The following is a 20471-nucleotide window of genomic DNA, read 5'->3' on the forward strand; positions in this document are numbered from 1 at the left end:
ATAATTTATAACTTTTTTTCAAATTATGCAATATGAATGCTTAAAAAAAATTAATTGTCAATACATCTTAGGGGCTATGTATTGTAACCTATCTATTATAAAGTGGCTAGTATATGGAAGTAAGTAGCTAAAATAATTTGAATACTAGAGTTATCAACAACAAATCTTTTATAAACTTGCTAATAAAGGAAAAATAGCTCATCTTAAGAAAATTTAAAGTAATTATTGTAACAGTAGCAAATTTTAATAAATTTGTAGTTAGCTAACATTAATGTTATTCGCTACAGTTCAGCTTAATATAAAGTCGCAGAGCATTAGTAGTGGACTGACACAGCTAATTTTATGCAATAATTTTTCTTGTGGGGTAGACATTTTGTCCGCCCAGGACGGGCTAGAAGCCCATCCTACAAGAGTTTTTTTATGCACTATTTCAGGCGTGTCAGTCCAGTAGGATGCGTTAGCGATATAATGTCAGCACAAAGCTTTTCGTGCGTTACGGCTAAATTTCATTGTCTCTGTGTTCCAAATACTTTCATAGCCGTAACACACGCTACCCATCTGTCTATGCTTTCTTGTTTCTTTTTGTATAATTTGCGGTAGCTTACAGCAAGCCACACTGCCTCTATATTATTTTATAAACTCAGCATTGAATAATAATTCAAGCTATTAATAACCGTTGTTTAGTATAGGTTGCTTGAATAAAAGCCTGAAAAATTCTTTGATGATTGGGATCGTTAGCTGAAAGTTCTGGATGCCATTGCACGCCAATAGCCCAAGGATGATGTTCGTGTTCCACAGCTTCAATCACCTCATCTTCTAAAGCATGGGCAACAACACGCCATCCTGGGGGAACTTGGTGTACTGCTTGGTGGTGCCAAGAAACTACAGAAATATGAGTATTTTTGACACAATCAGCTAAACGGCTGTCTGGACTAATTTTTACCATGTGTTCTGTTGATAAACGCCTTCCAGGTGCCGGATCTAGGCGATGTAAGACTGAAGTACCGTATACCTCTGGTAAATGGGGAATTAGAGTACCACCAGAAGCGACAATGAGAATTTGCAAACCCCGACAAATACCCAACACAGGTAAATGATACTCCAGGGCTAACTGAGCTAGTTGCAGTTCAAAGGTATCGCGATCGCTATCTACAGAATAAATGCTAGGGTGGTCACAGCCGTTGTAGTGTAAGGGGTGAATATCTCCACCACCAGAAATAATCAATCCATCTAGCGGTTCTAAAAGCCTGGCAGGATCGGTTTCTCCTGGTGGTAATAAGATGGGAGTACCACCTGCGGCACGGACAGCATCTATGTAAGTACTTGGCAAAGAAAATGGTGATGCGTCTTTGCGCCCATAAGTGGTAATCCCAATCAAAGCATTTTGTAGTTTTCTATTCATCTTTTTTGCTCCTCAACTTTTTAAAGTTTTGATTTGTACTTTTGTGAGATGAACCACATCTGTTATATCTATACCTTCATAAAGTTGCTGAGATTTCAGTAATTTCCTCAGTTCTCCTGTTTCTGGAAGTGAAGCATCATCGTGCCATCTAAACTACTGCTGGCAAGGCTATGAGCAGGGCAACATCTTTTTAACGCACCCTACTGGCGTGGCAAGGCTAAAATAGTGCATTAGATTGGAAAAAATTAACCGCAGATGTAGACGCAAAGCGGCTTCCCGCAGGGTACGCAGATAAACAAGGCAGTGCGCCCTTGCGGTTTCCCGACTTGTACCCCTACGGGGAAGCAAGCTACGCGTAGCGTCTCCCCTTGGGAGAAGCAACTGCCGTGCGGATAAAATTGATTTTTAATGCAACATTTAAGGCTTGCCATGCCACTACTCTATCAATCATCTCTTAAATATTCAAAAGACAAATATGCGATTGTCCATTTTGTAAGCATTCATAAGCGTATAAATTTCATACTAAATATGATGATTGAAGTTATGAGTACAAAATCATAATTTATAATTGCTATAAAATGTACAAACAAATCTCATAAATTAGGTAATCTGCTGAAGATTATTGAATAATGAATTCCCGAACCTCTACCCCCAAAACATTAATGTTTCGCCTGAAATCCATAATCTAGAGGTTGAGTTGGTATTGAGTACAAAATTAATATATTTATATATGTATAGAAACCTTATGAGATAATCATAAGGAATTAGAGACAAACATAGAGCTAAAATCTGCCCATAAATTGTAATTTTAACTTGAGCAGAAGACAGTTCTTTAAAAGAGAATATTGAGAAATACTATTGCCTGGGATTGGCTCACTCTAATTCATCTATTCCTACATTTCCTAATTTTTAGTAGCAGGCAGTTATAAATAAAACCTAGTTGGCAATGACTGGAAAAAAGAGTCCAAATTATGGACTCTTGACGTTTAATTATGCCCTTCTACTGAGCAATGTGGATATTTTCGCATCTGGCTGACAAGGCAGGAGTAAATGATGAACAAAACCTTTGCTACTATTGACGGGAATGAGGCTGTTTCCCGGATTGCTTACAAATTAAATGAAGTAATTGCCATTTATCCCATCACCCCCTCTTCAACAATGGGTGAATGGGCGGATGCTTGGGCGGCAGAAAATCGCCCTAACCTCTGGGGTACAGTTCCCAGCGTAGTGCAAATGCAAAGTGAAGGCGGCGCAGCTGGTGCGGTACATGGGGCGTTGCAAACAGGTTCCCTGAGTACCACTTTCACTGCATCTCAGGGATTATTGCTAATGATTCCCAATCTCTACAAAATTGCTGGGGAATTAACCAGTACAACAATTCACGTTGCAGCACGTTCTTTAGCTACCCATGCTTTATCTATTTTCGGCGATCATAGTGATGTAATGGCAGCCCGGGCTACAGGCTTTGCGCTGCTATGTTCGGCTTCTGTACAGGAAAATCTGGATTTTGCCCTCATCGCCTATGCTGCAACTTTAGAGTCGCGAGTCCCGTTTATGCACTTCTTCGATGGTTTCCGCACCTCCCATGAAGTGCAGAAAGTAAAACTACTTGCTGATGATGATTTACGATCGCTCATCGATGACAATCTCATATTAGCCCACCGCGATCGCGCCCTCACCCCCGACCGTCCAGTATTGCGCGGTACAGCCCAAAACCCCGATATCTACTTCCAAGCCCGTGAAGGTGCTAACCCTTACTACAGCGCCACTCCCGCCATTGTCCAGCGCCTCATGGATGAATTTGGCGATCGCACTGGCAGGTATTATCAAATCTATGAATATCATGGCGCACCGGATGCCGAACGCGTAATTGTAATTATGGGTTCTGGTTGCGAAACAGTCCATGAAACCGTAGATTACCTCAACAAGCAAGGCGAAAAAGTTGGTGTCGTCAAAGTTAGACTCTTCCGCCCCTTTGATGTCGAAAGATTTATCGCAGCATTACCTAATACTGTACAAGCGATCGCAGTTCTTGATCGCACCAAAGAACCCGGTAGCGCCGGCGAACCACTTTATTTAGATGTAGTAACCGCCATTCATGAAGTCTGGGAAACAGGAAAAGCCTCATCTCCCTCATCTCCCTCATCTCCCTCATCTCCCTCATCTCCCTCATCCCCTAAAATAGTTGGTGGTCGCTACGGTTTATCCTCAAAAGAATTCACCCCGGCGATGGTGAAGGGCGTTTTTGATAACCTGGCCTTACCTACGCCGAAAAATCACTTTACTATTGGGATTAATGATGATGTTAGCCATACATCCCTAAGCTTTGACCCGAACTTCTCCACGGAACCCGATAATGTAGTGCGGGCGATGTTTTACGGCTTAGGCTCCGATGGTACAGTGGGGGCAAACAAAAACTCAATTAAAATTATTGGGGAAGAAACCGACAATTACGCCCAAGGCTACTTTGTCTACGACTCCAAAAAATCCGGTTCGATGACGGTTTCTCACCTGCGCTTTGGCCTCCAGCCGATTCGGTCAACTTACCTCATCGACAAAGCCAACTTTATTGGTTGTCACCACTGGGGATTTTTAGAAAACATTGACATTCTCAAAGCAGCGATTCCTGGGGCGACTATTTTAGTGAATAGCCCATACGATGCGGATACTGTTTGGCAACATTTACCTGTGAAGGTGCAACAGCAAATAATCGATAAGCACCTGAAGTTATATGTTATTAATGCTAACCAAGTTGCTCGTAATAGCGGCATGGGTGGGAGAATTAACACCATTATGCAGGTGTGCTTCTTTGCCTTAGCCAATGTTTTACCACAGGAAGAAGCAATTACCAAAATCAAACAAGCAATTGAGAAAACCTACGGTAAAAAAGGTGCAGAAGTTGTCCGCATGAATCTGCAAGCCGTAGATAATACCCTGGCTAACTTGCATAAGGTAGACATCCCCCAAACAATTCACTATCCCCAATCCCCAAGCGAAAATTCCTCATTACTCGACCAAGCCCCAGAATTTGTGCGGGAAGTTTTAGGTAAAATTATGGTTTGGGAAGGCGATGATTTACCTGTCAGCACCCTACCCCCTGATGGTACATTCCCCACAGGTACAACCAAGTGGGAAAAGCGCAACGTTGCTCAAGAAATTCCGGTATGGGATGAGGATGTCTGCGTTCAATGCGGTAAATGTGTGATGGTTTGTCCTCACAGCGCCATCCGTGCTAAAGCTTATCAACCAAGTGAATTACTGAATGCACCGCCCAGCTTTAAGTCAGTTGATGCCAAAGATAGAGACTTTGCCAATCAAAAATTTACCATTCAGGTAGCCCCAGAAGATTGTACAGGCTGCGCTATTTGTGTAAACGTCTGCCCAGCCAAAAATAAAACTGAGCCATTGAAAAAAGCCATTAACATGGCAAAACAGTTACCTTTGCGGGAACAAGAACGCAAAAACTGGGATTTCTTTTTAAGTTTGCCCAATCCCGACCGCAGACAACTCAAACTTAACCAAATCCGCCAACAACAACTGCAAGAACCATTATTTGAATTTTCTGGTGCTTGTGCTGGTTGTGGCGAGACACCCTATTTAAAATTATTAACCCAATTGTTTGGCGATCGCTCTGTCATTGCCAATGCTACCGGTTGTTCTTCCATCTACGGCGGAAATTTACCCACAACACCCTGGACAACAAACGCTGAAGGAAGAGGCCCAGCTTGGTCGAATAGCTTATTTGAAGATAATGCCGAGTTTGGTTATGGTTTCCGCCTTTCTTTAGATAAGCAAGCGGAATTTGCGGCGGAACTGCTGCAAAAATTGGGTCATGGGGAATTGGGAATACCCAGTGATTTAGTGGACTCTATTCTCAATGCCAAACAAAGCACCGAAGCTGACATTTGGGAACAACGGGAACGAGTAGAAATCCTCAAACAAAAGCTAGATGAATTATTGCAAAAGCCGAATCTCTCAATGCCCAATGCCCAATGCCCCATGCCCCATGCCCAAATCCAAAATCTCAAAGCGATCGCAGATTACCTAGTGCGGAAAAGCGTTTGGATTGTCGGCGGTGATGGCTGGGCGTATGATATTGACTTTGGCGGTATCGACCATGTTTTAGCCAGTGGTCGCAATGTGAATATCTTAGTAATGGATACAGAAGTATATTCCAACACAGGCGGACAATCATCAAAAGCCACCCCCAAAGCCGCCGTTGCCAAATTTGCCGCCAGTGGTAAGCCTGCGCCGAAAAAAGACTTAGGCTTAATCGCCATGACCTACGGAAATGTCTACGTAGCGAGTGTAGCTTTAGGTGCTAGAGATGAACATACCCTAAGAGCATTTTTAGAAGCCGAAGCCTTCAACGGCCCATCCTTGATTATTGCTTACAGCCATTGCATCGCCCACGGCATCAACATGACCACAGGCATGAATCACCAAAAATCTCTGATAGAATCTGGAAGGTGGTTGCTGTATCGGTATAATCCTGAGTTGCAAAAACAAGGTAAAAATCCCTTGCAATTGGATATGAAAGCACCGAAGCAATCGGTAGAGCAATCCATGTATCAAGAAAATCGCTTCAAAATGCTCACCAAGAGTAAGCCGGAAGTTGCCAAACAATTGCTAGAACAAGCGCAAGCGGAAGTGGATATGCGTTGGCAAATGTATCAATATTTGGCGAATAGGTAATGGGTAATTGGTAATTGGTAATTGGAATCTCATTACTATTTAATGTGTGTTAGGCATAAGTATGATGTCCGGTAAATTACGCTTAATATGTCATTGCGTTGGCAGAACACCTTCCCATAGGGTACAGAACGAAGTGTTCGCAATGACGGGCATTTGAACAGACATCATATAAGCCGTAATGCACAAAATCCATCCCTCAATTATTGAAAGCAAGGGGAAACTTTATTTCCTTGTCGATGAACAAGCAATACAGTTCGGTTAATCATTTTTCGTCATGATTTTGGGTTTGTAGAGACGCGATTCATCGCGTCTCTACAGGATTTAAACGCCAATCGATTTGTCTTATCCGAACCTTATTCGATGAACAGGGATACTCACCCCATTGCTTCGGGTTTGTGGCGGGACACAGTAACTTTTTCCTATGCCCTATGCCCAAAAACTCCACACACGAGTGGGTGGAGTTTTTCATTTATTCACTTCCAACAAGCGAGAAGTTTTGAAACGTTCCATCCACTTTTCTAAATAAACTTGATTAGCTTGTTGTTCTGATGGATCTTCGCTATCTAATGGATAAGGCATTAATCCCAAAATCGTAGCTGTAGTTACACAGAACATTGACTTTTGGAAAGTAATACAAATTTGCACTAGCAAATCATCTTCACCGCGACGACTGCGGCGATATACTTCATGCAAATACTCTGGTAAATAATGCCGCATATCCTGCATTAATAAAGTGGGAGGAATGCCCGCGCTACCAATGGGTAAAGGATCTGCATATAATGCACCATATTGAAAGCGCGATTGATCGGGCGGAATTTGATATGCTTGGGCATTATATGTAACTGTGCCAGAAAAAGGTGTTCCCCGGAAGAAAACAGCTTCTACATAAGGTATTGCTGTATCTGCTAAGAAGGTTAAACCAAGTTTCTTAGGCAGGAGTTCATAAACTTTATTATCAATTTTGACGGCGTAAGTAATTGGCTTGCTAGCATCCGCAACTAAGCCTGCTTTAATATGTTCTACAACTTGGGGAATGGTTTTGATTTTTCCTTGGTCATATAGGTCTGATAAAGTCAGGAAGATATCAGCCATTACCCGCCAAAATTGCCCCAAGCCACTGTAATATGCAGAAACACGCAACTGTTCAATTAAGAAATCGGGAAACAGTTGGTGCATTACCATAACTAAAGGATTGTTTTTAAATTTAGCAGCAATTACCGCTTCGGCGGCTGTTTGAAATTCTTTTGTATCTAAATATGTATCCAGTCCACCGCCACCGTGCCACATCATGGACTTCATACAATATTCGGCATATTCAAAATTAATTCGGTCATGCCACCAATGACGAAATAATTTTTGCCAACTAAATTCCCCATTAAAGTATTTAAAGAAGGGGAAAAATACTAAAAATTGATGTTCAGCAATGTAGATGAGATTATTGGAGTAAGCATCTAAAACTACGCCATAGCTTTTCAGAATGCCGACCACTTCTAAAACGTTCTGGGGGCTATCAGCCAGCAGTGCTTCTCCTGTTTGCAAACGCTTGATAAATTCACCTAAAGGGTTGTTATAAGGTTTCTTTTTGATGGTGACCATTGGCAGTTTCTCCTAGTAATTTAAAATATGATTTGGTCAAGCTTGATTTTTTATTAAAATGGGGAAATTAAGTAGTTTTTATCTGCCTTTATCAATTGTTAATTATTCATCACCTACCAAACAGATGATTGAGTTTGTAGTCTGGCATCATCCTGACTACAAACCCAATCTGGTATTTTAATTTTTGCTTTGATGATCCAAAGCCACGGTGACTACGGTGTTTTGTGTATTCACCATCGCTGTGATTGTTGGTTCAGTCCAGCGTGCTAACCAAGAGGGTTGGATACCAAAAATTACAATCACTACAGCTAATACTATCGATGGTAGGCGATCGCTCCAATATACCCTTGGTAGATTGACAACTTGCTCGGATAAACGTCCAAAAAAGGCTTTATTTACCAGGATTAAGAAGTACACGGCAGTCAAACCTGTACCAATCATACATAACAAGGTTTGCACGGGAAAAGCCGGGAAACTACCACGGAAGATGACAAATTCGGAAATAAACCCGATCATTCCTGGAATTCCCGCACTAGCCATGACTCCTAAAACCATTAAGCTACCAATTACGGGCATACCTCGTTCTGGATTTAGTAGCCCCCGGATAACATCTAGGTTGCGGCTACCAGCTTTTTTATAGACAATCCCTACCAGCAAAAACAGGAGTGCAGAAATCAAGCCGTGGCTGATCATCTGCATCACAGTGCCTAAAATACTTAACTGTGTCGCAGATGCCGCCCCTAACAGAATATAGCCCATGTGTCCAATAGAACTATATGCCACCATTTTTTTCATGTCTTTTTGGGCGATCGCACAAGATGCACCATAAAGTACACTGACTACAGCCCAACTCGCTAACCAGGGAGCCAAATAAGTCCAAGCTTCTGGCAATAAGTTCATGCCAAAGCGCAGTAAGCCATAAGTTCCTAGTTTTAACAGTACCCCAGCCAGTAGCACAGAAATGGGTGTGGAAGCTTCTACGTGAGCATCTGGCAACCATGTATGGAAGGGAACTAGAGGAATCTTAATGCCAAAACCAACTAAAATTCCGGCTAGTAACAAAAGTTGCGTTGCTAATGGTAGAGTCGTGGCATTCAAAGAACCGAGAGCAAAGTTAGGCGCACCACTCAACCAAACCATTCCTAAGAAGCTGGCTAAAATCAAAATCCCAGAAAGAGCAGTATAAATGAGGAATTTTGTAGCTGCATAACCCCGTTTTTCACCACCCCAAATTGCAATCAACAGATATAGGGGTATGAGTTCAACTTCGTAAAACAGGAAGAATAATAGTAAGTCCTGGGCAATAAAAGCACCAGTTACCCCAGCACTTAACAGCAGTATTAATGAGTAATACAATCTTGGACGTTGCAGAGATTCATCACTGCTGTAGATGGCAACGCAAGTCAACAAGCCGTTCAAAACTAGCAAAGGTAAAGATAAGCCATCTACCCCAAGATTATAATTTAAACCTAAGGCATCTACCCAAGGTAAGAATTCTACAAATTGTTGACTAACCTGCCCAGGATTAAATTGAATTGCTAAAATTATCGACCATACAAAGGCGATACTGGCAACTACCAAGGCTATCCCTCGGGAGTTTTTACCATTTATCCCCGGTGGCCATAAGCTAATTACAACAGCACCAATTAATGGTACTAAAATCAACGCACTCAGCATACACAGAACTAGTTAAGGATATGAGGAAGGAGGGCAGAGAGGAAGAGCAAGCAGAGGCGATCAATGATAATTGCCTATTGACAAATGACCAATGACAAATGACTAAAAAGGCAACTTATCTAGTAGCCCTAATGACCAGCTAATGAAAAATCCCAAGACGCTGACAACGAAGAGGATTGTTAGCATATAACCTTGGGATTGTCCAGAAATGCTGTACTTTAAACCTTGCCCGCTGAGGATGGCGGCAAAACCAACTAAGTTGACTAAGCCATCAATCAAATAGCGATCGCTCCATGCGGAAATTTTCGATAGGATGGCTACAGCGCTGACTACGGTGACTTTATACACTTGGTCGATGTAGAAGTCGTAACCCAACAAGTCTTGGATAAATCTCCATGCTAGGATTCTTGACCTTGACCATGCTTTGTCTAGATACATTACCGAGCCGATTGCTACCCCTACTAAGGTTGAGGAAAGTAATATCGCTACTACATACCAGTTAATACTTTCCCAACTAGGAAGTAAGTACCATTGCTGTAGCATTACGGGTAATAACAGAGTCAAGATGATCAAGGTCACCATCGGGAATGCCATTTGCCAACCCACTTCAGGCGCACGGCGGGTTTTTTGTTGCGGTGTACCCCAGAAAATATATCTAAATACTCTGGTTAAATTGAGTGCTGTTAAGCCATTAACTATTACTAATACACCAATCACCCAAGGGCTAATATTCACAAAGCCATCTGCCCAAGCCAGCATTGCCCAAAAACTGCCTAGTGGTAGCAGTGTCACCATCCCTGCCGAACCAACAACAAAAGCAGTGGTTGTAGCCGGCATCCGTGACCATAAACCACCCATTTCTGTAAGGTTTTGGGTGTGGGTAGTAGAGATAATCGAACCCGAACTCATGAATAATAGAGCTTTTGCGATCGCATGAGTTAACAGCAACATCAAGGCTACACCCCCTTGCTGTAAACCCATTGCCAAAAATACCAAGCCCATGTATGCACTAGTGGAATGAGATAGTGCTCGCTTAATATCAATTTGCGCTAAGGACACTAACGTCGCCCCAATTGCTGTCACCGTACCCATAATTACCAAGGCATTCAAAGCCACTGGGGACAGTGCCAACAAAGGCTGCATTTTGTATAGCACATAAGCACCACCTGCTACCACCAATGAGTTCCGCAGTATAGAAGCAGGGTTAGGCCCTTCCATTGCTTCATCTAACCACAGATGTAGGGGGAATTGAGCGCATTTACCAGATGGCCCAGCAATTAAAGCTAATCCTAATAACGCAGAAGTGACTGGATCTAAGCTAGCTGTTTGCGCCCATTCAGATAAATCAGAAAAGTTCAAACTACCAGCTAGGCAAGAAAGGGTCACTACCCCCATCAGCAGTAACAAGTCTCCGACCCTTTTTGTCCAAAATGCGTCCCGCGCTGCGGTCACCACTAAGGGTTGTGCATACCAAAATCCCACTAGCAAATATGTGGAAAGCGTCAGCACTTCTAACAAGGCATAGCTGAGAAATAGAGAATCACTAATGGCTAAACCACTCAGCGCCGCCTCAAAAAATCCGATCAGCCCAAAAAACCGCGCCAATGCCCAGTCTTTTTCCATATAGCCTAGGGCATAAGTTTGTGCTAAGAAACTTAACCCTGTAATCAGCACCGTTGCCCCAACACTGACGGGGGAAATGTCTAAGGCAAAGGATAAATCTAAATCTGCGACTTTGAACCAGTTAATTATCACTGTTTCTGGCTCTTTATCCCAGATGTTTTGAAATATCAACAGGCTATGGATAAATGCGGCAATGGTCGTCAACAAGTTGAAGTATGCTGCTGGTCTTGGCCCTGTTCGCCGAATAATTCCCATGGCCCAGGGCAAGGTCAAAATAGCACCTATTAAACCATAAAAAGGCACAAACCAACTTGTAATGTAGAGAAAATGATCCATTTAAATTTCCTTTGACGACTCAGTATGGAATGCCTTGTTTTAAAACCAGTTTTATTAAATATATTTTCTCTAATTAGCTTGACATTAGATCGATAGCAAAAGTGAATATAACAGAATAAAAATATTTAATTCCTAAACTACAGTTGACTTGTAGTATGGGAATTCTTACTTTTACATTTTCAATTTATATGTATTATTAGTAAAACTTATCTGCCTTTTAGCCTCTTGCTTGGAGACAATAGATAAATCTACCAAAGGCAATGCTGGCAAAGGTTATAGGCTTTTGTCAAATCTCTTGAGAATAAATTAAAAACTTTATTAATAGAAGTTTGACAAATGTAATTAAAAAATTATAAAGCTTACTTGAGCGCTCTAGCAATCCGTAAAATTTCATTAACCAAATGACAGCATTAATTTTTGTTAAGTTTTCTTAAACAATTTTATTATAAACTATTATAGTGATTTATATTGCCAGGAACGCCAAGCTTTCCTATGCTTATTTTGGAAGTGTTTTCTTAGCTCAAGATGAGCTTCCCCGTCAAAAATTTCAAAGCTCAGTACTGATTGGATTAATTTTGTAGGAGTTCTGCGATGCCAATTGCAGTTGGAATGATTGAGACCAAGGGCTTCCCCGCAGTAGTAGAAGCTGCTGATGCGATGGTGAAGGCCGCCCGTGTAACATTAGTAGGATATGAAAAAATTGGTAGCGCACGAGTCACAGTAATTGTGCGGGGAGACGTATCGGAAGTGCAAGCCTCAGTTGCAGCTGGGGTAGAAGCAGCCAGAAGAGTAAATGGTGGGGAAGTAGTATCCACTCACATCATTGCCCGTCCCCATGAAAACCTCGAATATGTATTACCGATTCGGTATACAGAAGCCGTAGAACAGTTCCGCACTTAAAAACCCATTAAGAAAATAGATTAACGGGGTTGCCTTCTTGAGTGCTTTTGTTGTCCAGAGTGAAAAACTGTCATTAAGGATTAAAACTAATGTCGATTGCAGTAGGAATGGTAGAAACGCTGGGCTTTCCCGCAGTAGTAGAAGCCGCAGATGCGATGGTGAAAGCAGCTCGCGTTACCTTAGTAGGCTACGAAAAAATTGGTAGCGGTCGCGTCACAGTTATCGTTCGGGGAGATGTTTCCGAAGTTCAAGCCTCCGTTGCCGCAGGCGTAGAATCTGTGAAGCGAGTTAACGGCGGACAAGTACTGTCTACCCATATCATTGCTCGTCCTCACGAAAACTTAGAGTATGTCCTGCCAATTCGTTATACAGAGGATGTAGAGCAGTTCCGGGAAAATGTCAACGCCATTCGTCCTTTCGGCAGAAGACCATAATTTGTAATGCAAATTGCTAAAGTCCGGGGCACAGTAGTTAGCACGCAAAAAGAACCAAGTCTTCGAGGTGTGAAACTACTGTTGTTGCAATTAGTAGATGAAGAAGGCAACCTCCTGCAAAAATACGAAGTAGCAGCAGATATCGTAGGTGCAGGAGTAGACGAATGGGTACTTTTCAGTCGTGGTAGCGCAGCTCGTCAAGTTCCTGGAAACGAAAATCGTCCGTTAGATGCAGCAGTGGTGGCGATAATTGATACTATTCATGTTGAAGATCGTCTCATTTACAGCAAAAAAGACCAATACCGTTAGTCATTAGTCATTGGTCATTAGTCATTAGTTACTGTTCATTAGTCATTGGTCATAACACAAAAATTATGGCAAAAGACAAAAGACAAAGGACAAATGACAACTGACAACTGACAATTGACAATTGACAATTTTAGGAGGAATCTCGCAATGGCAGTCAGCAGCACGGTGGCACCCCCAACCCCGTGGTCGAGGAACTTAGCTGAGCCAACAATCCATGAAAGCACATTTGTACATTCTTTTTCCAAGGTGATTGGAGACGTGCGAATAGGTGCCAACGTAATCGTTGCTCCGGGGACTTCGATTAGAGCGGATGAAGGTACACCTTTTTTCATTGGTGAAAATACTAATATTCAAGATGGTGTAGTAATTCATGGGTTGGAGCAAGGCCGAGTAATTGGTGATGACCAAGAAGAATACTCGGTATGGATTGGTAAAAATGCTTCTATTACCCATATGGCCCTGATTCACGGGCCTGCTTATGTTGGTGATAATTCTTTTATAGGCTTTCGCTCTACGGTATTTAATGCCAGGGTGGGTGCAGGTTGCATCGTGATGATGCACGCTTTAATTCAAGATGTAGAAATTCCCCCTGGTAAATATGTACCTTCGGGAGCAATCATTACTACTCAGCAACAAGCTGACCGTTTACCAGATGTCCAATCGCAGGATCAGGAATTCACCCATCATGTAGTGGGAATTAATCAGGCACTGCGAGCTGGATATTTGTGCGTTGCAGATAGTAAATGTATTACACCCATTCGGGATCAAATAAAAAAATCTTCTACAGGTAATGGCATTACTGTTTTAGAGCTAGAAAGGAGTAGTGAAGTGGCAAGCGGTAGTTTAAGTGCAGAAACAATAGAGCAAGTACGCTATTTGTTACAGCAAGGATACAAAATCGGTACAGAACATGTAGACCAAAGACGTTTCCGTACGGGTTCTTGGACTAGCTGTCAGCCTATCAATGCTAGATCCATTGGTGAAGCCATCTCAGCATTAGAAGCTTGTTTGGCAGATCATGCTGGTGAGTATGTGCGCTTGTTTGGCATCGACAACGGCAGAAGACGCGTTCTCGAAACAATTATCCAACGTCCAGATGGCACAGTTGGTGCGCCTGCTGCTGCATTTAAGGCTCCCAAGGCTGCTTCTAATGGCAGCTATAGCTCTAATGGTAATGGTAACGGTTCTGGTGGCGGACTAAACACAGAAACAGTAGAACAAATCCGTCAGCTGTTAGCAGGTGGTTACAAAATTGGTACAGAACATGTGGATGAGCGCCGCTTCCGGACTGGTTCTTGGCAAAGCTGTAGTCCTATTAACTCTACCTCTACCAATGAAGTGATTGCGGCTCTAGAAGATTGTATCAGCAACCATCAAGGTGAGTATGTCCGGTTAATTGGTATTGACCCCAAAGCTAAACGTCGGGTATTAGAAAGCATTATCCAACGTCCCAACGGTCAGGTTAATCCATCTAGCAGCACAAAATCTTTTACCAGCAGTGCGCCTACAGCCACAGCTACAGCTACAGCCACCGCAACTAGCACCCGTTTGAGTGGAGAAGTCATCGATCAACTACGGCAATTACTAGGTGCTGGGTATAAAATTAGCGTTGAACATGTAGACCAAAGACGCTTCCGCACCGGTTCCTGGACAAGCACAGGCCCCATTCAAGCCAATTCTGAAAGAGATGCGATCGCAGCTATAGAAGCAGCCCTCGCTGAATACGCAGGAGAATATGTGCGCCTAATTGGTATTGACCCCAAAGCCAAGCGTCGGGTACTGGAGACCATTATCCAACGCCCATAGCTAGGAAGGATAAAGTATAAAGGATGAAGTAGCTTGTGGTCAGCCACTTTTTAGGAGACTACATCCTTTAAACTCATTATCTTCCGCATTTCCTAATTTTCCGGCTTCCGAGGTTAGAATTTCCATGTCTGTGCCGCCACTGCGCCTCAGCAACAACTTTGACTCTTACATTAGTGGCGAGGTGACTATTCATCCCAGTGCAGTAATTGCACCAGGGGTAATACTACAAGCGGCTGTTAACGGCAAAATCATCATAGGCCCAGGAGTCTGTATTGGCATGGGGTCGATTCTGCAAATTGATGAAGGAACCCTAGAAGTAGAAGCAGGAGCAAACTTGGGAGCCGGTTTTCTCATGGTTGGTCAAGGTAAAATCGGAACAAATGCTTGTATTGGTTCCGCAACTACAGTGTTTAACTGTTCAGTTGCACCAGGACAAGTGGTTCCGCCTGGTTCAATTTTGGGAGATAGTAGTCGGCATATTGGTGGTATCACACCGGAACCATCAGCAAGTAATGCTTCTACAAATACGCAGGGGTTGAGAGAACAAAAAACTTTGATTGGGAGGCGAAGGAACAAGGAACAAAGTAGCAATGGGGAAACAACTACCTCCTCTACTACTTTCTCCGGCGGATTTTACCTGGAGTTACAACACCAATCCAGTTCTGAAACTCAGCCTGCTAATAATTTGTCAAATGAATCTCCTGTTCTAGAAGAAAACCCCTCATTGGGTAGTCCTGAACTAGAAGCAGCCGCACAAGCCTCACAAGAAAGCAGCCAAGAGTCACAATCAACTCCACCTGCTACCGAATCCCCCAATACTTTTGGCACTCAGATTTATGGTACAGGGAGTATTCAAAGACTGTTAGTTACACTATTTCCCCATCGGCAATCTCTAAATGAACCCATCTCGGACGAGCAGAGTGAATAAGTGTTAATTGTAAGATGTCATCTGAAGTATGAAGGATGAAATTCCTGGTAATTCAGGAGTTAAATGATTATATATTTTCATCCTTTAGCCTTTAGCCTTTATCCTTTCTGTGAGTATCCGGAGACTTCACATGGAAACATCTAATCAAAAAGCTCTTAGCACTATTAAAGACACCCGCCGTCGAGATAGCCTCAAGGATACTGCTTTGGGTATGGTATCTACGCTGAGTTTTCCCGCGATCGTGGGAACAGCCGATATGATGCTGAAATCAGCAGGGGTTCATTTAGTTGGCTATGAAAAAATTGGTGGTGGTCATTGTACAGCAATTGTCCGAGGTGGGATTGCTGATGTCCGATTGGCTGTAGAAGCTGGTATCCAAACTGCGGAACAGTTTGGTCAATTAGTTTCTAGCTTAGTTATTCCCCGTCCTTACCCAAATTTAGAGATAGTGCTACCCATTACCTCCAAGCTCAGTAAAATTATGGAGGATGGAAATTACAGTCGTTTGAGTAACCAAGCAGTGGGTTTGGTGGAAACACGAGGATTTCCAGCGATGGTAGGAGCTTGCGATGCCATGCTGAAATCAGCTGATGTACAATTGGCAGCCTATGAAAAAATTGGTGCAGGTTTGTGTACAGCCATTATTCGCGGTTCCGTAGCCAATGTTGCAGTAGCAGTAGAAGCAGGAATGTATGAGGCAGAACGCATCGGGGAATTGAATGCAGTTATGGTAATTCCTCGTCCTTTAGATGAATTAGAGCAGACATTACCATTAGCAAGTTGCTGGATAGAAGAACGTCAACCAATCAACTTACCCATTAATATTAAAGAGCAAGTTGCCGAAATTGAACGCCTGCAGTTGCCAGATTTGGCTCAGTTACCTATCAAAGTTTTAGAAGAATTAGAAGAATGATGAATGGTGAATGATGAATTAGGAATTATGGATTGTAGGAGATCCACATTCAGGATTCAGTATTCAGCATTCATCTAGAGCTGGAAGGCATCTTACGCTTTGCTTTGTTGTTTTGATAATAACTGTTTCACTATAATAGGAAAAGATCTATCTCGTAATAGAATTCATAGAGTATTGTCTATACTTATGAATCAGAATTTTTGTGTGACCAATGCTATCGCTAATGCAAGTGTTCAGTGATACTAGATTAATATCTCTGTATCGCTCTTAGAGGAGAATCACCCTTGAACCAAGCGACGCTACACCAGTTGAAGGTGTTCGAGGCGGCAGCACGACACGGTAGTTTTACTCGTGCTGCTGAGGAATTGTTCCTCACCCAGCCTACCGTTTCCATGCAAATCAAGCAGTTAACAAAATCGGTCGGATTGCCTTTATTTGAGCAGGTTGGTAAGCGCCTATATTTAACCGAAGCAGGACGAGAATTGTTTGCTACTTGTCGGCAGATTTTTGAAACCATAGCCCAATTTGAAATGAAAGTAGCAGACTTAAAAGGGCTAAAACAAGGTCAATTAAAATTAGCAGTAATTACAACTGCAAAATATTTTATACCGCGTTTGTTGGGGCCTTTTTGCCAACTTTATCCGGGCATAGATATCTCGCTGCAAGTAACAAACCATGAGCGGATTTTGGAGCGAATGATTAATAATCTGGATGACTTGTATATTATGAGCCAAGTGCCAGAAAATATTGATGTGAATTGCCAACCATTTTTAGATAATCCCTTGGTGGTTTTTGCTCCAGTTAATCATCCACTGGCAAAAGAGAAAAATATTCCCATCGAACGCCTAGCGCAAGAAGCTTTTATTATGCGAGAACCAGGTTCAGGAACTCGTCGTGCTATCCAAAGCCTGTTTGATCAGCATGAATTAACAGTGAAAGTGAAATTAGAATTGGGCAGCAATGAAGCGATTAAACAAGCGATCGCAGGTGGCTTAGGAATTTCTGTATTATCCCGTCATACCCTAACTTCTGACTCTTCAGAGTTCAGTATTTTGGATGTACAGCACTTTCCGATTAAGCGCACTTGGTACATAGTTTACCCTTCTGGGAAACAGCTATCGATTGTGGCTCGCACCTATTATGATTACCTGATCAATGCTGCTAAGAATTTTATCGAGCAAAATACCTCTTTTTCTTGGGGTACCTTTGAGCAACTTCAGGATGAGGAAGAGGTGAAGAATTAGGGATTGGGGATTGGGGACTGGGGACTGGGGAATGGGTAATGGGTAATGGGTAATTGGGACAAATACCAAACACCAAACACCCAATTTGTTAATGACTTGACGGTGGAACCTTTAACCATTAACAATTAAGCAGCAGAATCATTCAAAATGGGGGAAAACTGGCAGTGGTTAACCCAGAAATGCCTTCTTTACGCAAGATAGTAGCAAGCCAGATTGTAGCTGTGACAGTTTACAGCGATCAAGCCCTAGTTACAAGACGGGGGATGGTTTCTCTAACAGGAGAAGAACAGGAATTAGTCGTTACCTCACTGCCGGTAACGCTAGAAACTGATTCTGTGAGGGTTGGTGGTAAAGGGACGGTAGGGGTACGCTTGTTAGGAGTGAGTTGCGATCGCATTTACACTACAGAACCGATTACCGAACGGGTGGCGCAATTAACCAGACAGATTGAGCAGTTGGAGGCAGAAAAACGCCACCTACAAGCTCAAATCGACGCTTTAGCATTGCAATCTAGTTTTATTGCCGGCTTACGGGAAAAGACAGAAGAACCCTTCTCTCAGAGTTTGTCACGGAAAAACCTCAGTCTCAGCGAAACTCTAGATTTTCTCAACTTTATTGGCAGCCAGTATAGCGAATATGCGATCGCCTCTGGGGAGTGCAAAACTCAACAGGAAGAATTAGACAAGCAGTTGCAAGTACTGCGCGCTTCATTACAAAAAATCCAAACGCCACACCCCAAAGAAAGCTTGAGCATAATTGTGCCTGTGGAAGTTGCTGGTGCGGGAGACTTTGAGTTAGAGCTATCTTACGTAGTTCATCGCGCTAGTTGGACTCCGCTTTATGATTTGCGTTTTAGCAGTACCAGCAATGTTGTGAATCTCACTTACTTAGCTGAAGTTACCCAAAGCACAGGGGAAGAGTGGCTGGGCGTAGCTCTAACCCTCTCTACTGCTAAACCGGGCTTAGGTACTATTCCCCCCAAACTGCAACCTTGGTATATAAATACTCCCAGCTATACAACAGATTTTATGCGGCGCAAAGTCACCCAAATGCCAATGATGGCGGCTCAATCAGAGTCAGCTGGTATGGCGCGGGAAATGGATGAAGAAGCAGATGAGGTTGTACAAGACAAATCTATAGAAGCTGAAACTGTTGATGCGGAAGTCTCGACAACAGGAAGTGTAGTCACCTTTAAACTCAGTGCTGGTGGTAATATTCCTAATGATGGCTCACCCCATAAAACTACAATTTTTCAAGATGATTATTTGAGTAGTTGCCATTATGTTGCCATGCCGAGGTTAGTGAGCTTTGCTTATCTCCAAGCCATAGTCAAAAATAGTGCTAACAACGCAACTTTATTACCAGGCAAAGCCAATATTTTCCGCGACAATATGTTTGTGGGAACAACAAAACTAGATAATATTGCGCCAGGACAAGAATTCAAAATTAATTTAGGAATTGATGAAGGCTTAAAAATTGAGCGTGACTTATTTGAGCGAATAGTTGATAAAAAATTGATGAGTAACCAGCGCCGGATTACTTATGGTTATCGGCTGATAGTTACTAACTTGCTGGAAGAAGAAACTCATCTGATACTTACTGAACAATTACCAATTAGCCGCAACGAAAAAATTAAAGTCCGCCTCACCCACAGCCATCCGCAAATTCAACTGGGAGAGATGGGGATTTTGGAATGGGATTTAACTCTGCTACCGCAAGAAAGACGAGAGGTAACTTATCAATTTACAGTTGAGTATCCACCGGAATTAACAGTTGTTGGTTTAGATATTTAGAATTTGATATTTGCCCTGCTACGCTAAACTTATTAGCACTGAGACAGTGATTGCCATGTCTGTTGCCCAAGATTTAGCTACCCCAGATAATGTAATATTTCCTCCAGGAGATTTATACAGTAACGAACCGCCTTTGGAATCTGACTTACATCGTCTACAAATGACATTGCTGATCCAATGTCTAGAGTTATTGTGGCGCGATCGCAATGACTTCTATGTATCCGGCAATATTACAATTTACTACAGTCCACGTCAGCGCAAATCAGAAGATTTTCGCGGCCCAGATTTTTTTGTGGTGCGAGGAACTGAACGCAAACCCCGTAAAAGTTGGGTACTTTGGCAAGAAGATGGCAAGTATCCCAATGTAATTATCGAACTGTTATCAGATTCTACAGCTTTAACAGACAAAGGCTTGAAGAAACAGATTTATCAAGATACTTTTCGCACACCCGAATATTTCTGGTTTGATCCGCAGAATTTAGACTTTGCTGGGTTTGTCTTAGTAGCTGGTAAATATCAAGCAATAGAAGCGAATGCTCAAGGTTGGTTGTGGAGTCAGCAGCTAGAGCTATATTTAGGAGTTGAACAAGAAAAGTTACGCTTTTTCACTGCTGATGGACAACTAGTTACAACACCAGAAGAACTTGTAGAACAAGAAAAACAAAGAGCTGAACAAGAAAAGCAAAGAAGCGATCGCTTGGCAGCAAAACTGCGAGAATTAGGTATCGATCCAGATACTATTAGGTGATGTTAGTTTTTTCCTGAGCGTTTTGGTGTTCCTGAAGCTGATCGCTGAGTAGCAAAGATGTGAAAAG

14 protein-coding genes are annotated in these 20471 nt (G+C 42.5%); 10 read left to right on the top strand and 4 right to left on the bottom strand.

Going from position 1 to position 20471, the window contains the following annotated elements; genetic code table 11:
* Nucleotides 1-658 precede the first annotated feature (658 nt).
* Entirely contained in the window at nucleotides 659-1402 is a 744-nt protein-coding gene (locus tag HG267_RS16355) for a gamma-glutamyl-gamma-aminobutyrate hydrolase family protein (protein ID WP_045871881.1), read from the bottom strand.
* Between the two features lie 1053 nt (nucleotides 1403-2455).
* Here HG267_RS16355 and nifJ point away from each other — a divergent pair.
* A complete protein-coding gene (nifJ, locus tag HG267_RS16360) occupies nucleotides 2456-6097 on the top strand; it encodes a pyruvate:ferredoxin (flavodoxin) oxidoreductase (RefSeq protein ID WP_045871880.1) in 3642 nt (1213 codons plus the stop codon).
* Between the two features lie 465 nt (nucleotides 6098-6562).
* Here the strand turns inward: nifJ and HG267_RS16365 are convergent, their stop codons facing one another.
* The 3 genes from HG267_RS16365 to HG267_RS16375 all read right to left on the bottom strand — a co-directional run bounded on the left by HG267_RS16365 (nucleotide 6563) and on the right by HG267_RS16375 (nucleotide 11329).
* Nucleotides 6563-7693: a CO2 hydration protein gene (locus tag HG267_RS16365; RefSeq protein WP_045871879.1), complete on the bottom strand. Its 1131-nt coding sequence runs from the start codon at nucleotides 7691-7693 to the stop codon at nucleotides 6563-6565.
* Between the two features lie 177 nt (nucleotides 7694-7870).
* Nucleotides 7871-9370, bottom strand: a complete 1500-nt coding sequence (locus HG267_RS16370; RefSeq protein ID WP_045871878.1) for an NADH-quinone oxidoreductase subunit M — start codon at nucleotides 9368-9370, stop codon at nucleotides 7871-7873.
* Nucleotides 9371-9472: 102 nt separating this feature from the next.
* Complete coding sequence (locus HG267_RS16375; protein ID WP_045871877.1) at nucleotides 9473-11329, bottom strand: NAD(P)H-quinone oxidoreductase subunit F; 1857 nt, start codon at nucleotides 11327-11329, stop codon at nucleotides 9473-9475.
* A gap of 591 nt (nucleotides 11330-11920) precedes the next feature.
* Between HG267_RS16375 and HG267_RS16380 the strand changes: the two genes are divergently transcribed.
* From HG267_RS16380 to HG267_RS16420, 9 genes are all read left to right on the top strand, one after another.
* Complete coding sequence (locus tag HG267_RS16380) at nucleotides 11921-12229, top strand: carbon dioxide-concentrating mechanism protein CcmK (protein WP_009457333.1); 309 nt, start codon at nucleotides 11921-11923, stop codon at nucleotides 12227-12229.
* An 89-nt stretch (nucleotides 12230-12318) separates the two neighbouring features.
* Nucleotides 12319-12663: a carbon dioxide-concentrating mechanism protein CcmK gene (locus HG267_RS16385; RefSeq protein ID WP_010995041.1), complete on the top strand. Its 345-nt coding sequence runs from the start codon at nucleotides 12319-12321 to the stop codon at nucleotides 12661-12663.
* A gap of 6 nt (nucleotides 12664-12669) precedes the next feature.
* Nucleotides 12670-12972 carry a EutN/CcmL family microcompartment protein gene (locus HG267_RS16390; protein WP_045871876.1) on the top strand — a complete coding sequence of 101 codons (303 nt, stop codon included), beginning with the start codon at nucleotides 12670-12672 and terminating at the stop codon, nucleotides 12970-12972.
* 147 nt (nucleotides 12973-13119) lie between these two features.
* Complete coding sequence (locus tag HG267_RS16395; protein ID WP_045871875.1) at nucleotides 13120-14778, top strand: ribulose bisphosphate carboxylase small subunit; 1659 nt, start codon at nucleotides 13120-13122, stop codon at nucleotides 14776-14778.
* A gap of 124 nt (nucleotides 14779-14902) precedes the next feature.
* Nucleotides 14903-15706: a transferase gene (locus HG267_RS16400; RefSeq protein ID WP_045871874.1), complete on the top strand. Its 804-nt coding sequence runs from the start codon at nucleotides 14903-14905 to the stop codon at nucleotides 15704-15706.
* A gap of 130 nt (nucleotides 15707-15836) precedes the next feature.
* Complete coding sequence (locus HG267_RS16405; RefSeq protein ID WP_045871873.1) at nucleotides 15837-16619, top strand: BMC domain-containing protein; 783 nt, start codon at nucleotides 15837-15839, stop codon at nucleotides 16617-16619.
* A 284-nt stretch (nucleotides 16620-16903) separates the two neighbouring features.
* Nucleotides 16904-17863 (top strand): LysR family transcriptional regulator, encoded by a 960-nt coding sequence (locus HG267_RS16410; RefSeq protein WP_045871872.1) that lies wholly within the window; start codon nucleotides 16904-16906, stop codon nucleotides 17861-17863.
* 164 nt (nucleotides 17864-18027) lie between these two features.
* Nucleotides 18028-19656: a mucoidy inhibitor MuiA family protein gene (locus HG267_RS16415; RefSeq protein WP_045871871.1), complete on the top strand. Its 1629-nt coding sequence runs from the start codon at nucleotides 18028-18030 to the stop codon at nucleotides 19654-19656.
* Nucleotides 19657-19711: 55 nt separating this feature from the next.
* Nucleotides 19712-20404, top strand: a complete 693-nt coding sequence (locus HG267_RS16420; protein ID WP_045871870.1) for a Uma2 family endonuclease — start codon at nucleotides 19712-19714, stop codon at nucleotides 20402-20404.
* Nucleotides 20405-20471: the final 67 nt, after the last annotated feature.

The organism is Tolypothrix sp. PCC 7601 (assembly GCF_025677855.1).
Taxonomy (GTDB): Bacteria; Cyanobacteriota; Cyanobacteriia; order Cyanobacteriales; family Nostocaceae; genus Aulosira; species Aulosira diplosiphon.

Bases quoted from the DNA above. Each gene is read 5' to 3' on its own strand.
- HG267_RS16405 (WP_045871873.1), top strand. From the start codon at position 15,837: ATGGAAACATCTAATCAAAAAGCTCTTAGCACTATTAAAGACACCCGC.
- HG267_RS16385 (WP_010995041.1), top strand. From the start codon at position 12,319: ATGTCGATTGCAGTAGGAATGGTAGAAACGCTGGGCTTTCCCGCAGTA.
- nifJ (WP_045871880.1), top strand. From the start codon at position 2,456: ATGAACAAAACCTTTGCTACTATTGACGGGAATGAGGCTGTTTCCCGG.
- HG267_RS16365 (WP_045871879.1), bottom strand. From the start codon at position 7,693: ATGGTCACCATCAAAAAGAAACCTTATAACAACCCTTTAGGTGAATTT.
- HG267_RS16375 (WP_045871877.1), bottom strand. From the start codon at position 11,329: ATGGATCATTTTCTCTACATTACAAGTTGGTTTGTGCCTTTTTATGGT.
- HG267_RS16390 (WP_045871876.1), top strand. From the start codon at position 12,670: ATGCAAATTGCTAAAGTCCGGGGCACAGTAGTTAGCACGCAAAAAGAA.
- HG267_RS16355 (WP_045871881.1), bottom strand. From the start codon at position 1,402: ATGAATAGAAAACTACAAAATGCTTTGATTGGGATTACCACTTATGGG.
- HG267_RS16420 (WP_045871870.1), top strand. From the start codon at position 19,712: ATGTCTGTTGCCCAAGATTTAGCTACCCCAGATAATGTAATATTTCCT.
- HG267_RS16370 (WP_045871878.1), bottom strand. From the start codon at position 9,370: ATGCTGAGTGCGTTGATTTTAGTACCATTAATTGGTGCTGTTGTAATT.
- HG267_RS16380 (WP_009457333.1), top strand. From the start codon at position 11,921: ATGCCAATTGCAGTTGGAATGATTGAGACCAAGGGCTTCCCCGCAGTA.
- HG267_RS16400 (WP_045871874.1), top strand. From the start codon at position 14,903: ATGTCTGTGCCGCCACTGCGCCTCAGCAACAACTTTGACTCTTACATT.
- HG267_RS16395 (WP_045871875.1), top strand. From the start codon at position 13,120: ATGGCAGTCAGCAGCACGGTGGCACCCCCAACCCCGTGGTCGAGGAAC.